This window comes from Mycolicibacterium chengduense, from assembly GCF_033741155.1.
Lineage (GTDB): Bacteria > Actinomycetota > Actinomycetes > Mycobacteriales > Mycobacteriaceae > Mycobacterium.
On sequence record NZ_JAWQNH010000007.1, the window covers coordinates 268,448 to 283,070 of the forward strand.

Consider the following 14,623-nt stretch of genomic DNA (forward strand, 5'->3'; position numbering starts at 1 on the left):
GCGCCCCGGACCTGGTCGTTGCGGATGCGCCTGCTGGTCACCCAGGTGACGCTGCTGGCGCTGCTGTGTGTCGGGATCGGGGCGGCCACCGAGTTCGCGCTACAACGCTTCCTGATGCACCAACTGGATACCGAGCTGCTGGAGGCGGCCCGCCGGTCGGCGGCCATCTCGGACCTGCCGCCACCGCCCCCGTCCCCGCTGGACGGGCCGCAACACAGCGAGGGCCCACCAGCGTTCCGGTTCGACCCGGAGGCCGGCCCCGGTCCGGGATTTCTCAACGCGCCCGGTCAGGCCATCCGCACCGTGGGGATGATCATTGGGCACGACGGATCCCTGGACGCCGGGGTGATCACCTCCGAGGGCACCACCGCCGACATCAGCTCCACCGCGGCCGCCCAGTTGGCGTCGGTTCAGCCCAGCCGCAACCCCGTCGGTATGCGCCTGGACGGTCTGGGCTCCTACCGGGTGCTGGCACTGCATGCCCATCGCAGCGGCCGGGTCGTGGTGGTCGGTCTGCCGACCACCGTCGTCGACGACACGTTGTTGTGGGTGTTGGCCATGCTGTGTGTGGTGGCCGCCATCGCCTTGGCGGGTGCGATCGTGGCCTGCATCTGGATCATCCGTCGTCAATTGGCGCCGCTGTCCAGGCTTTCCGCCGCCGCCAGAGACGTCGCCGACTTGGAGCTCGACCGTGGAGAGGTCAACCTGCCGACCAATATCGTGGCAGTCGACGCCGACACCGTGCACACCGAGATGGGCCAGCTCGGATCCGCGCTGAACCGCATGTTGGACCGGATCGCGGGCGCGCTGTCGGCCCGGCACGCCAGCGAAACCCGGGTGCGTCAGTTCGTCTCCGACGCCAGCCACGAGCTGCGCACACCGCTCGCGGCGATCAGGGGCTATACCGAGCTGGCCCAACGCAAGCGTGACCAGCTGCCCGCCGACGTCGCGCACGCGGTCGGGCGCGTCGAATCCGAGGCGCAACGGATGACGACGTTGGTCGAGGACATGCTGCTGCTGGCCCGGCTCGACGAGGGCCGGCCACTGGAACGCAGCCAGGTCGACCTGTCACAACTGGTGGTCGACGCGGTGAGCGACGCCTACGCCACCGGGCCGGACCACCAGTGGTCGCTGGATCTGCCCGAGGAGCCGGTGCTCGTCACCGGTGACCACGCCCGGCTCTACCAGGTGCTCGCCAACCTGCTCGCCAACGCGCGCACCCATACCCCGGCTGGAACCGCGGTGATCACCTCGCTGAGCGTGCTGCCCGACGGCAACGTGCAGCTGACCGTCGCCGACGACGGTCCCGGCATTCCCGCCAAACTGCAGCCGGAGGTGTTCGAGCGGTTCGCCCGCGGCGATTCGTCGCGGTCGCGCCGGATGGGCAGCACCGGTCTGGGCTTGGCGATCGTCGCCGCCGTGATTCGGGCGCACAGCGGACGGATCGACTTGCACAGCGTCCCAGGCGACACCCGGTTCGTGGTCACGCTGCCCGGAGGAGAATCACAGCCAACGCACAGCGCCGACAAAACCGCCTCGTAGCGGGCATTGCCAGGATCGACCCAGTGACCGCCGTATTGCCCGAGACGTCCGCAGTCGTGCCCGCGCCGACAACCCGCCACATGGCGGCGCGCGAGCGCGTCGGGCTGGCCGTGCTGCTCGCCGGTACGGCGGTGCTGTACCTGTGGAACCTGTCCATCAGCGGCTGGGCCAACAGCTTCTATTCGGCCGCTGTGCAGGCCGGGGCCAGCGACTGGACCGCGATGCTGTTCGGGTCCAGCGACGCCGCCAACGCCATCACCGTCGACAAGACCCCGGCAGCGCTGTGGCTGATGGATATCTCGGTGCGGCTCTTCGGTTTACACCCATGGAGCGTGCTGCTGCCCCAAGCTCTGGAGGGTATCGCCGCGGTGGGCGTCGTATATGCCGCGGTGCGCCGGGTCAGCGGCCCGGGAGCGGCGCTGCTGGCCGGGACGGTCCTGGCGCTGACGCCGGCCGCCGCGCTGATCTTCCGGTTCAACAATCCGGACGCACTGCTGGTGCTGCTGCTGGTGATCGGCGCCTACGGCGTGCAGCGGGCGTGCGAACCGGACAGCAGTCGGTGGTGGATGGTGGCCGTCGGTGTGGCCGTCGGATTCGGATTCCTGGCCAAGATGCTGCAGGCGTTCCTGGTGTTGCCTGCTTTCGCCGCGGCCTATCTGATCTGCGCCGCGGTGCCGCTGCGCACCCGGCTGTTACGGCTGGGCGCGGCGACGCTGGCGATGGTGGCCTCCGGCGGGTGGTATCTGCTGCTGGTCGAGCTCTGGCCGGCGGCGTCGCGGCCGTATATCGGTGGATCGCAGAACAACAGCATCGTCGAACTGGCCCTGGGCTACAACGGCCTTGGCCGGCTGACCGGTGACGAGGTCGGTGGCCTCGGCAATATGAACCACGATGTGGGGTGGGGTCGGCTGCTGGGTGCTCAGATGGGCACGCACATTGCCTGGTTGCTGCCCGCCGCGCTGATCGGCCTGGTCGCCGGCGTGGTGCTCACCCGGCACGCCCCGCGCACCGATGCCACCCGTGCCGCCCTGATCCTGTGGGGCGGTTGGCTGGTGGTGACGGCCGTGGTCTTCAGCTATGCCAACGGCATTCTGCACCCGTACTACACCGTCGCCCTTGCCCCGGCGATCGGCGCGTGCCTGGCCATCGGGGCCAACCTGTTGTGGCGCAACCGGTCCGACGTGCGTTGTGCGACGGCCCTGGCCGGTATGGTCGCCGTCACCGTGGTGCTGGCGGCGGTGTTGCTCGGCCGACAGGCCGAGTGGATGCCGTGGCTACGCGCAGCGGTGCCCATCGTCGGGATCGGCGCGGCGGTTCTGCTGCTGGCGGCCGGCCGGCTGCCCCGCGCGGTGACGGTGGTGGTGGCGGCACTGGCGACCGCGGCGTGTCTGGCCGGACCGGGTGCCTACGCCGTGGCCACCGCGGCCAGTCCGCACAGCGGTGCCATCCCGTCGGTGGGGCCAGGGCGTGGGTTTTCCGGTGGTCCGTTCGATGCACCCACTCCGAAACCCGCTCTGACGGCGTTGTTGAGCGCCAACGCCGCCGACTACACCTGGGTCGCCGCGACGGTGGGCTCCACCAACGCCGCCGGCTATCAGCTGGCCACCGGCGCGCCCGTGTTGGCGGTCGGTGGGTTCAATGGCACCGATCCGGCGCCGACCCTGTCAGGATTCCAGGACATGGTGGCGCAGAAGAAGATTCACTACTTCATCCACGCTGCGCTGATGGGCAACTGGCGGGGCCAGAACAGTGGCAGTCGGGAGGCCGCCGATATCGCGTCCTGGGTGCAGAGCCACTTCGCGGCGGTGCCGGTGGCCGGGGTGACGGTGTACGACCTGACCCGCCCCCTGGATTCATAGGATTCGCATAGCGTGCGCAAACGACCGGCATACCGCGGCAGCCAAGTATGGATCTCATGACAGACATCGCCTTCGCCGCACGGCCCAACGCCGTACAGACCGCCCGCTCCCAAGCTGTGCCGGTGGTCGACGTGGTGGTGCCGGTGTACAACGAACAGGCCGCACTGGCCAACTCGGTGCACCGGCTGCACCGGCACCTGCGGGAGAACTTCCCGTTCCCGGTACGGATCACCATCGCCGACAACGCCAGCATCGACGACACCCCACGGATCGCCGCCGAACTGGCCGCGGAACTGGACGACGTGCGCGTGGTGCGGCTGGAGCAAAAGGGTCGCGGGCGGGCCCTGCACCACGTGTGGTCGCACTCGGATGCGCCCGTGCTGGCCTACATGGACGTCGACCTGTCCACCGATCTGGCCGCGCTCGCACCGTTGGTGGCCCCGCTCATCTCGGGCCATTCCGATCTGGCGATCGGCACCCGGCTCTCGCGCAACTCCCGGGTGGTGCGCGGCCCCAAGCGCGAGATCATCTCCCGCTGCTACAACCTGATCCTGAAATCGACCCTGTCGGCCGGCTTCTCCGACGCACAGTGCGGTTTCAAGGCCATCCGTGCCGACGTGGCCCGTGAACTGCTGCCGTATGTCGAAGACACCGGCTGGTTCTTCGACACCGAGCTGCTGGTGCTGGCGGAGCGGACCGGTCTGCGGATCCACGAGGTTCCGGTGGACTGGGTCGACGACCCGGACAGCCGGGTGGACATCATCGCCACCGCCACCGCCGACCTGAAGGGGGTTGGCCGGTTGTTGCGTGGCTTTGCCAACGGTTCCATCCCGATCAACACCATTGCCGCCCAACTGGGTTCGCGCCGGGCGGCAGCGCCCCGGTCGTTGCTTCGCCAGGTCGTGCGGTTCGGCACCATCGGGGTGGCCTCGACGATCGCCTACCTGTTGTTGTTCATGGCGCTGCACGCGTCCATCGGCGCGCAGGCCGCCAACCTGGTGGCACTGCTGGTGACCGCGGTGGCCAACACGGCCGCCAACCGCCGGTTCACCTTCGGGGTGCGCGGTGGGGCCGGGGCAGCCCGGCATCAGTTCGAGGGCCTGATCGTCTTCGGCATCGCACTGGCCATCACCAGCGGATCGTTGGCCGGGCTGCACGCCTTCGTCCCGCAGCCGCACAAGTTGCTCGAACTGACGGTGCTGGTGCTGGCCAATCTGGTGGCCACGGCCGTCCGCTTCGTGCTGCTCCGCGGCTGGGTGTTCCACCCGCGTCGCGCCTCCTAGACCGCTCCACGACTGACGAGGATTGACATGACTGTGACCGATACCCGGCCGGCCACCCGGCTACTGCTGGGTGAGCCCACCCAGGCCCGCTGGGAACGGCCGGGCCTGCTGGCCTTGCTGGCCGGCACCGCGGTGCTCTACCTCTGGGGCCTTGGCTCCAACGGATGGGCCAACAGCTACTACGCCGCCGCCGCGCAGGCAGGCACCCAGTCGTGGAAGGCGTTGTTCTTCGGCTCTTTCGACGCCGGCAACGCCATCACCGTCGACAAACCCCCCGCGGCGATGTGGGTGATGGGCTTGTCGGGCCGGCTCTTCGGGTTCAGCGAATTCACCATGCTGGTGCCGCAAGCACTGATGGGGGTGGCCGCGGTGGCCGTGCTGTACGCCACAGTGCGGCGGTGCAGCGGGCCGGGCGCCGGGCTGATCGCCGGCGCCGCGCTGGCGCTGACCCCGGTGGCAACGTCGATGTTCCGCTACAACAACCCCGACGCATTGCTGGTGCTGCTGCTGGTGGTCGCCGCGTACTGCACGGTGCGGGCCATCGGCGCCGCGTCGGTGGCGAATATGACGAAGTGGATGGCGCTGACCGGCAGTGCGGTCGGCTTCGCGTTCCTGACGAAGATGTTGCAGGCGTTCCTGGTGTTGCCCGGGCTCGCATTGGCGTTCCTGATCGCCGGTGGCGCGACGCTGGGCAAGCGGGTGGGTGCGGTCGCTGTCGGTGTGGTGGCGATGGTGTTCTCGGCCGGCTGGTACATCGCGCTGGTGGGGCTGTGGCCCGCCGACGCCCGGCCCTATATCGCCGGCTCCACCGACAACAGCTTGCTGCAGCTTGCCCTGGGCTACAACGGGATCCAACGGATCACGGGAAACAACCAGCCCGGCGGTGGCGGTGGCCACTTCCCGGGCGGCGGTCCCGGGGGCCGGAACGTGTTCTTCGGCGGTGAGCCGGGCTTGGCGCGGTTGTTCAACGACTTCATGGGCACCGAGGTGTCGTGGCTGCTGCCGGCCGCGCTGATCGGTCTGGTTGCCGCGGTGTGGTTCACCCGGCGTAGCCCGCGCACCGGCACGGTGCGTGCGCAACTGATCCTGTGGGCGGGCTGGCTTGTCGTCACCGGTGCGGTGTTCTGCTTCATGGACGGCACCGTGCACCCCTATTACGCAGTGGCACTTGCTCCCGCGGTGGCGGCCCTGCTGGGTATTTCGGTGGCCGAACTGTGGCAGGGGCGGCAGTTCCTGATTCCCCGGCTGGTGTTGGCCGTCATGCTGGCCGGCACCGGGGTGTGGACGTTCGTGCTGCTCAATCGCACGCCGGACTGGTGGCCGGCGGTGCGCTGGATCGTGATGATCGGCGCAGTGCTGCTGGCCGTGGTGCTCGCGGTGCGGGTGCACAAGCTGGGCCGGGCCACCGTGGCGGTGGCCGCCGCGGCTCTGCTGTTCGGCTTCGCGGGGAGTGCCGCGTACTCGATCGCCACGGTCGCCAACGGTCATTCCGGTGGGCCGATGCCGACCTCGGGGCCGGCCCGCGCCGGCGGCGGTTTCGGGCCGCCCGGCGGCTGGGGCAAGGACGGCGCGGATATGGACCGGGACGACACCGCGTTACAGGCCCTCATCACCGGGCTCGACAATCGTTGGGCCGCAGCGACCATCGGCTCGATGCAGGCCAGCGGCCTGGAGCTGAAGACCGGCGCGTCGATCATGTCGATCGGTGGCTTCGCTGGCGGGGACAACGCGCCCACCCTGGAACAGTTCCAGCACTACGTGACCGACGGACAGGTGCGGTACTTCATCGTCGCCGACCGCGGTCCCGGCGGCCCCGGTGGGCACGGCGGGCCCGGGTCGGACAAGGACAGTGCCGGCAGCCAGATCTCGGCATGGGTGACCCAGCATTACACCAAGCTCGACGTGGGCGGCACCACGGTCTACGACCTGAGCAAACCCCTCACCTAACCGGGGATTTGTGGAGCGGCAGCCGTAATCATTACGGGTGCCGCTCCACAGATCGCGGTGAATCGACTTGGCCAGGAACAGCTGAACTCACTACCTTTCCGGTGTGGCCGCACCCGAGAACCAGCCGTTTCCCCGGAAGGTCGCACTGCTGGTGGCCGGCGCGTTCTTCATGGAGATCCTGGACGCCAGCATCCTGACGCCGGCGATCCCCGCGATCGCCGGCCAGTTCGGGGTCGACGCCGTCGATGTGAACGTCGCGATCACGGCGTATCTGGTGACCGTGGCGGTGCTGATTCCGGCCAGCGGGTGGATGGCCGACCGGTTCGGCATCCGGCGCGTGTTCATCGCCGCCATCGCGGTGTTCACCCTGGCTTCGGTGGGGTGTGCGCTGAGCGTGTCGTTGCCGATGCTGGTCGGCATGCGGGTCGCCCAGGGAATCGGCGGTGCCATGATGGTGCCCGTCGGCCGGTTGGCGGTATTGCGCTCCAGCGGCAAGGCCGACCTGGTGCGCGCGATCGCCGTACTGACCTGGCCGGCACTCGCCGCGCCGGTACTCGCGCCGGTGCTCGGTGGCGCCATCGCGACCCTCGGCAGTTGGCGCTGGATCTTCCTTGTCAATATTCCGTTGGGCGTCATCGGTTTCCTTTTGGCGCTCAGGCTGATTCGGGGCCGGCCGGCGCCCGAGCGCACCCCGCTGGACTGGCCCGGCATCCTGGCGCTGGGCGGGGGCGTGGCCGCGGCCCTGATCGCGCTCGAGCGCATCCGGGTGACAGGCACCGACTGGCTGTTCGTCGGGGCGTGCGGGACCGGTGCGGTGGTGTTGCTGGCCGCGGCGGTGCGGCATCTGCTGCGCACCGCGACACCGTTGGTCAAACTTCGGGTGCTGCGGGTGCGTACGCTGCGCATCACGGTGTCGGCCGGCTCGCTGTACCGCCTGGTGATCACCGCCGTGCCGTTCCTGTTGCCGTTGCAGTTCCAGCTGCAGTACGGCTGGACACCGTTCGCCGCGGGTCTCATGGTCGCCGCCCTGTTCGCCGGCAACCTGACCATCAAACCGATCACCACACCCTTGATGCGCACATTCGGCATCCGCACGGTACTGCTGGTCAACGGTGTGGCCTCGGTGGCGTGTTTCGGTCTGCTGGCCGCGTTGCGGCCGGGGGTGCCGGTGGCCGTGATCGCCGTGGTGCTCTACCTCAGTGGGGCGCTGCGCTCCATCGGCTTCACCGCCTACAACAGCCTGGCCTTCTCCGACGTCGACGGCGACGAGCTCACCCATGCCAACACCCTCAATGCCTCCGTGCAGGAATTGGCCGCGGGCTTGGGCATCGCGCTGGCCGCGCTGTTGTTGAGTCTGCTGACGTCGTATGCGCTGACGTTCCTGGTGCTGGGCGCCGTGATGGCGGTGACGCTGGTGGAGACGCTGCGGCTGCCGGGTGACGCCGGGGCGCAGGTCAGCGGCGCCGGCCTGCGGGATCGGTGACGAGGAACGCGACGGTCAGTAGTTCGCTCTGATCCGGGTAGTAATACAGCACCACCACGAAAGGGATCTCCCATGGCAGCACCACTTTCCGTAGCGCTCGTACAGGCGCCCGCCCCGCCCACGCGCGACCTCGACCGGTTCACCGCCGAGGTTCGCGCGCTGGTCGCGCAGCGGCCGGGTCTTCGTCTGGTCGTCTTCCCCGAGCTTCATCTCGACACCCCGGCCGTCGAGCCCGGTGCCGTGGCCGTGGACCCGCGCGTCCTGGCCGAGCCGATCGACGGCCCGCGCGGCGCCGCACTGGCCACCCTGGCCGGCGAGCTCGGGATCTGGCTGATCCCGGGCAGCGTCTACGAGCTCGGCGACGATGGTCTGGTCTACAACACGGCGCCGGTGTACTCGCCGGCGGGGGAGCGCGTCGCGGCGTACCGCAAGATCGCCCCATGGCGGCCGTACGAGACGGTGACCCCGGGCAGCGACTTCGTCGTCTTCGACATCCCCGAGCACGGCCGCGTCGGGCTGACCATCTGCTACGACGCCTGGTTTCCCGAGATCGCCCGCCAGCTCGCCTGGCTCGGCGCCGACCTGATCGTCAACGTGGTGCAGACGCCGACGGTGGACCGTGAGCAGGAGGTCGTGCTGGCGCGGGCGAACGCGATCGTCAACCAGGTGTTCGTCGCCAGCGTCAACGCGGCCGGTCCGACCGGTATCGGCCGCAGTCTCCTCGTCGATCCCGAAGGGCGCGTCCGCAACCAGCTGCCCGGCGCGGAGACGGCCGTGCTCACCGACGTTCTCGACCTTGCCGAGGCAGCCCGCGTACGCCACCACGGCACCGCCGGCCTCAACCGGCTGTGGGAACAGTTCCGGCCCGGCGACACCCCGGTCACGCTGCCGCTCTACCAGGGGAAGATCGACCCCGAGAGCTGGGGCGCCGGCCGCGGCGCCGCTGCGCCGAAGTATTGACACCGCTGCGTGCCGGCGATTAGATTCCCGGCTATGTCTGCAATCTTGGTCATCTCTACCAACTTTATGGAGATGCGATGAGTGCCCCCGCCGACCTGGATCCCGCCGCCGCTCGCTACGAGCTGAGCCACCTGCGTGCCCTGGAGGCCGAGGCCATCCACATCATCCGCGAGGTGGCCGCCGAGTTCGAACGGCCCGTGCTGCTGTTCTCCGGCGGCAAGGACTCGATCGTCATGCTGCACCTGGCGATCAAGGCCTTTGCGCCGGGTCGGCTGCCGTTCCCGGTCATGCACGTCGACACCGGGCACAACTTCGACGAGGTGTTGCAGGCCCGCGACGAGCTGGTCGCCCAGCATGGGGTGCGCCTGGTGGTCGCCAAGGTGCAGGACGATATCGACGCCGGGCGGGTGGTGGAGACCATCCCCTCGCGCAACCCGATGCAGACGTTCACGCTGCTGCGCGCCATCCGGGAGAACAAGTTCGACGCCGCCTTCGGGGGCGCCCGCCGGGACGAGGAGAAGGCGCGCGCCAAGGAGCGCGTGTTCAGCTTCCGCGACGAGTTCGGTCAGTGGGATCCCAAGGCGCAGCGGCCCGAACTCTGGAATCTTTACAACGGCAGGCACAAGAAGGGCGAGCACATCCGTGCGTTTCCCATCTCGAACTGGACCGAGTTCGACATCTGGTCCTATATCGGGGCGGAGAAGATCACGCTGCCGTCCATCTACTACGCGCACCAGCGTCAGGTGTTCGAGCGCGACGGGATGCTGCTGGCGGTGCACAAGTTCATGCAGCCCCGCAAGGACGAACCGGTGATCGAGAAGACGGTGCGGTTCCGCACGGTCGGCGACGTGACCTGCACTGGTTGCGTGGAGTCGCTGGCAGGCACCGTGGCCGAGGTGATCGCCGAGACCGCGGTGTCCCGGTTGACCGAACGTGGCGCGACCCGCGCCGATGACCGGATCTCCGAGGCCGGCATGGAAGACCGCAAGCGCGAGGGGTACTTCTGATGAGCGCCCGCGCGAAGAAGAACGAGGAGCACAGCTGACATGGCAACGTTGCTTCGCATCGCGACCGCCGGTTCGGTCGACGACGGCAAGTCCACCCTGATCGGCCGGTTGCTGTTCGACTCCAAGGCCGTCATGGAGGACCAGCTGGCCGCCGTCGAGCGGACCTCCAAGGAACGCGGAAACGACTACACCGACCTGGCTTTGGTGACCGACGGCCTGCGCGCCGAGCGGGAGCAGGGCATCACCATCGATGTCGCCTACCGCTATTTCGCCACGGCCAAGCGCAAGTTCATCATCGCCGACACCCCGGGTCACGTGCAGTACACCCGCAACATGGTGACCGGTGCTTCGACGGCGCAGCTGGTGATCGTGCTCGTCGACGCCCGCCACGGCCTGCTCGAGCAGTCCCGCCGGCATGCGTTCCTGGCCTCGCTGCTCGGCATCCAGCACATCGTGCTGGCGGTCAACAAGATGGACCTTGTCGATTGGGATGAGAACCGGTTCAACAAGATTCGCGACGATTTCCACGAGTTCGCCGCACGGCTGGACATCCACGATGTCACGACGATCCCGATGTCGGCCCTCAACGGAGACAACGTCGTCAGCAAATCCGACGTGGCGCCATGGTATGAGGGCCCGGCCCTGCTGAGCCACCTGGAAGAGGTGTACATCGCCGGTGACCGCAACCTGGTCGACGTCCGCTTCCCGGTGCAGTATGTGATCCGGCCGCAGACCCGCGAGCACGCCGACCACCGCAGCTATGCGGGCACCGTGGCCAGCGGGGTGATGCGTCCGGGCGACGAGGTGGTGGTCCTGCCGGCGGGGAAGACCACCGCCATCACCGCCATAGACGGCCCGAACGGCCCTGTCACCGAGGCATTTCCGCCGATGGCCGTGTCCATCAGCCTGGCCGACGATATCGACATCTCGCGCGGTGACATGATCGCCCGGGCCAACAACCAGCCGCACACCACCAGCGAGTTCGATGCCACGGTGTGCTGGATGGCCGACGGATCCGCCCTCGAACCGGGCCGGGACTACCTGATCAAGCACACCACCCGCACCACCCGGGCCAGGGTGGCGGCGCTGGATTACCGGCTGGACGTCAACACCCTGCACCGTGACAAGAGCGCGACGGCACTCAAGCTCAACGAACTGGGCCGGGTCACGCTGCGCACCCAGACCCCGTTGTTGCTCGACGAGTACTCCCGCAACGCGGCGACCGGGTCGTTCATCCTGATCGACCCGGACACCAACGGCACCGTCGCCGCCGGCATGGTGCGCGATACCGAACCCGCCGCGACGCGGGCAGCCAGCCCGAACGCGGTGCGCCACCAAAACCTCGTGACCGCCGCCGACCGGTTGTCGAAGGGCTCCACGGTGTGGTTCACCGGGCTGTCCGGTTCCGGAAAGTCTTCGGTGGCAATGCTTGTCGAGCAGAAGTTGTTGGCCGCCGGGCGGCCCGCCTATGTGCTCGACGGCGACAACCTGCGGCACGGCCTGAACGCCGACCTCGGATTCTCGATGGACGACCGGGCCGAGAACCTGCGCCGGCTCGCCCATATCGCGACGCTGCTCGCCGACTCGGGGCAGATCGTGCTGGTGCCCGCGATCAGCCCACTGGAGGAACACCGCGAGCTGGCCCGCCGGGTGCACGCCGAACGCGGTTTCGATTTCTTCGAGGTGTTCTGCGATACCCCGCTGGAGGATTGCGAGCGCCGTGATCCCAAGGGGCTCTACGCTAAAGCTCGCCGTGGTGAAATCACCCACTTCACCGGCATCGACAGCCCCTACCAGCGGCCGAAGAACCCGGATCTGCGCCTGACGCCCGATCAGTCCGCCGACGAACTGGCGCAGCAGGTGATCGACCTGTTAGGAACTCGGGAATGAGTGATCACGAGTTGGCGGCCCGGCTGGCCACCGAGGCCGGTGAGCTGCTGCTCGGTGTCCGCGACGAATTGGCCGATGCCGACGCCGCGGCGCGGAAAGCCGCGGGGGACAAGCGGTCCCATGACTTCCTGATGGCTGCTCTGGCTCAGCACCGGCCCGCCGATGCGGTGCTGTCAGAGGAAGGTCCAGAAGAGGGGGCCGATAAGGCGCGGCTGCGTGCCGACCGAGTCTGGATCGTCGACCCGCTGGACGGAACCCGCGAGTTCTCCGAACTCGGTCGTGCCGATTGGGCCGTGCATGTCGCGTTGTGGCAGGCGGGGGAGTTGGTAGCCGGTGCGGTGGCGCTGCCCGCCCAGGGCGTCACACTGGCCACGCCCACGGTAGCCGCGCCGCCCGCCACCTCGGTCGCGCCGCGAATCGTGGTGTCACGCACCCGCCCACCGGCCGTGGCGCTGGCGGTGTGCGATGCCCTCGGCGGCACCCTGGTCGAAATGGGTTCGGCCGGAGCCAAAGTCGCATCGGTGGTGCAAGGTGTCTCGGACGTGTACGTGCACGCGGGTGGACAATACGAGTGGGATTCGGCGGCACCGGTTGCGGTGGCTCGCGCCGCGGGTCTGCACACCTCTCGGATCGACGGTTCGCCGCTGGTCTACAACCAGGACAACGTGTTGCTCCCGGACTTGGTGGTCTGTCGCCCGGAACTGGCGCAGGCGGTGCTGGCCGTCACCGCCGCTTGACGTCGCCGCTCTGAGCGACCTGCAGGTCGATTGTGGAATGCGATATCACCGGTGATATCGCGTTTGCGAAGTGACCCGAGGGTCTCCCGGCCGGTCATCCGGCAGCGCCCTGCGGATCCGCTGACTAGGCTGCATGACGTGACTCGACCCACCCTGCGCGAACTTGCCAGTCTCCCCGCAGCCCCGGCTCCGCTCACGGAGTCCACCCTGGTCCTGATCGACTGCCAGAACACCTACACCCAGGGTGTGATGGAGCTCGACGGCGTGCAGGCCGCGCTGGACGAGACGGCGCTGCTGCTGGAGCGCGCGAGGACGGCGGGCATTCCGGTCATTCACATTCAGCACGATGACGGACCCGGGTCGCTGTACGACATCGCCGGGGAATCGGGTGCCATCGCCGCCCAGGTTGCCCCGCGCGGTGGTGAACCGGTGATCGTGAAGAACTACCCGAATTCCTTCGTAGAGACCGATTTAGAGGCCGAGCTGAAGACCGTCGGCGCCTCGAACCTCATCCTGGCCGGGTTCATGACGCACATGTGCGTCAACTCCACCGCCCGTGGTGCGTTCAATCTCGGGTTCGCGCCGACGGTGGTTGCTGCCGCCACCGCGACCCGGGCCCTGCCGGGTGTGGCCGGTGCCTCGGTACCTGCGGAGACTGTGCAAGCAGCCAGCCTGGCCGCGCTGTCGGATCTGTTCGCCGTGGTGGTGCCGGGGGCGGCTGATATCCCGTGACGGAACCGGTCCGGCCCTCCACCAGCGTCACCCGGCTGCGCGAAAAGCAGGACACCTCCCGCGAGGTGCTGAATCAGCTGCTGGACAGCACCCCGCTGGCCACCGTGGCGTTGGTGCGTGACGGACATCCGGTGGCGTTCCCCATCGGATTCGCCCGACTGGCAGACGAATTGGTGATCCACGGATCGACCGGGTCGCCCTGGCTGCGGGCGCTGGCCGATGGCACCCCGGCCGCGGTGTCGGTGACCACGCTCGACGGGGTGGTGGTGGCGCGCAGCGGCTTCGAGTCATCTTTCCGCTATCGCTCGGCGGTCCTGTTCGGCAGCTTCGAACCCGTTCCCGAAGACCGCAAGCTCGCCTATCTCAATGCGCTCACCGACACCTTCATCCCCGGGCGGGTGGCCGAACTGCGGCCGAGCACTCGCAAGGAGCTGGTGGCCAGCCTGGCGCTGCGGATGCCGATCGGCACCGACAACTGGTCGCTCAAGGTCAGCGCCGGCTGGTCCGAGGACCCCGAATCGGATATCGAGGCGGGCGGCTGGGCCGGCGTGGTCCCGATGGAGCTCAGCTACCGGCCGCCGCAGCCGGCGCCCGATTGCGACCCCGCCATCCCGGTGCCCGACTCGGTGCGGGCGATGACCGGGACCGTGCGCAACGTGGCGCCGCCCGTGAGCTGAACCGCACGCCTGGCAGAATCCGCGGTATGCGCATGTCGGCGAAGGCGGAGTACGCCGTCCGCGCCATGGTGCAATTGGCCACCGTTGGCGACGGGGAACTGGTCAAGACCGATGATCTGGCCAAGGCTCAGGGCATCCCGGCGCAGTTTCTCGTCGATATCTTGTCCGACCTGCGCACCGACCGGTTGGTGCGCAGCCATCGCGGCCGGGAGGGCGGCTACGAACTGGCCCGCCCGGCGTCGTCGATCAGCGTCGCCGACGTGCTGCGCTGCATCGACGGGCCGCTGGCCAGCGTGCGCGATATCGGCCTGGGCGACCTGCCGTACTCCGGTCCGACCGTGGCGCTCACCGACGTCTGGCGCGCCCTGCGGGCCAGCATGCGGTCGGTGCTGGAACAGACCAGCCTCGCCGATGTGGCCGCCGGTGAGTTGCCCGCCCACGTGGCGACCCTGGCGCGCGACTACCTCGGCCAGGAGAGCGAACGCGGTCACGCCTGAGCGTCGCCA

The 14,623-nt window shown here is 68.7% G+C and carries 12 protein-coding genes; all 12 read left to right on the plus strand.

The annotated features are described in order from the left end of the window. Window positions 1-24: 24 nt before the first annotated feature. The 12 genes from SBI67_RS25645 to SBI67_RS25700 all read left to right on the plus strand — a co-directional run bounded on the left by SBI67_RS25645 (window position 25) and on the right by SBI67_RS25700 (window position 14,614). Window positions 25-1,542: a sensor histidine kinase gene (locus tag SBI67_RS25645; RefSeq protein ID WP_318983342.1), complete on the plus strand. Its 1,518-nt coding sequence runs from the start codon at window positions 25-27 to the stop codon at window positions 1,540-1,542. A gap of 80 nt (window positions 1,543-1,622) precedes the next feature. After that, complete coding sequence (locus tag SBI67_RS25650) at window positions 1,623-3,401, plus strand: mannosyltransferase YkcB-related protein (protein ID WP_318983343.1); 1,779 nt, start codon at window positions 1,623-1,625, stop codon at window positions 3,399-3,401. Window positions 3,402-3,448: 47 nt separating this feature from the next. Then, entirely contained in the window at window positions 3,449-4,684 is a 1,236-nt protein-coding gene (locus SBI67_RS25655) for a bifunctional glycosyltransferase family 2/GtrA family protein (RefSeq protein WP_413232566.1), read from the plus strand. A 27-nt stretch (window positions 4,685-4,711) separates the two neighbouring features. Continuing rightward, complete coding sequence (locus SBI67_RS25660; RefSeq protein ID WP_318983283.1) at window positions 4,712-6,631, plus strand: ArnT family glycosyltransferase; 1,920 nt, start codon at window positions 4,712-4,714, stop codon at window positions 6,629-6,631. Between the two features lie 103 nt (window positions 6,632-6,734). Beyond that, window positions 6,735-8,114, plus strand: a complete 1,380-nt coding sequence (locus SBI67_RS25665) for an MFS transporter (RefSeq protein ID WP_318983284.1) — start codon at window positions 6,735-6,737, stop codon at window positions 8,112-8,114. A gap of 72 nt (window positions 8,115-8,186) precedes the next feature. Beyond that, entirely contained in the window at window positions 8,187-9,074 is an 888-nt protein-coding gene (locus tag SBI67_RS25670) for a carbon-nitrogen hydrolase family protein (RefSeq protein ID WP_318983285.1), read from the plus strand. A gap of 77 nt (window positions 9,075-9,151) precedes the next feature. Continuing rightward, on the plus strand, window positions 9,152-10,081 hold the full coding sequence (gene cysD / locus SBI67_RS25675) for a sulfate adenylyltransferase subunit CysD (RefSeq protein ID WP_318983286.1): 930 nt from the start codon (window positions 9,152-9,154) through the stop codon (window positions 10,079-10,081). Between the two features lie 39 nt (window positions 10,082-10,120). Further along, window positions 10,121-11,971, plus strand: coding sequence for a sulfate adenylyltransferase subunit CysN (gene cysN, locus SBI67_RS25680; protein ID WP_318983287.1), 1,851 nt, complete (start codon window positions 10,121-10,123; stop codon window positions 11,969-11,971). After that, window positions 11,968-12,708: a 3'(2'),5'-bisphosphate nucleotidase CysQ gene (locus tag SBI67_RS25685; RefSeq protein ID WP_318983288.1), complete on the plus strand. Its 741-nt coding sequence runs from the start codon at window positions 11,968-11,970 to the stop codon at window positions 12,706-12,708. Before cysN ends, SBI67_RS25685 begins: the two co-directional genes overlap by 4 nt. 138 nt (window positions 12,709-12,846) lie before the next feature. Beyond that, window positions 12,847-13,440 carry a cysteine hydrolase family protein gene (locus tag SBI67_RS25690; RefSeq protein ID WP_318983289.1) on the plus strand — a complete coding sequence of 198 codons (594 nt, stop codon included), beginning with the start codon at window positions 12,847-12,849 and terminating at the stop codon, window positions 13,438-13,440. Continuing rightward, complete coding sequence (locus SBI67_RS25695) at window positions 13,437-14,117, plus strand: pyridoxamine 5'-phosphate oxidase family protein (protein WP_318983290.1); 681 nt, start codon at window positions 13,437-13,439, stop codon at window positions 14,115-14,117. The genes SBI67_RS25690 and SBI67_RS25695 overlap by 4 nt, the downstream gene beginning before the upstream one ends. A gap of 26 nt (window positions 14,118-14,143) precedes the next feature. Next, a complete protein-coding gene (locus SBI67_RS25700; RefSeq protein WP_318983291.1) occupies window positions 14,144-14,614 on the plus strand; it encodes an Rrf2 family transcriptional regulator in 471 nt (156 codons plus the stop codon). Window positions 14,615-14,623: the final 9 nt, after the last annotated feature.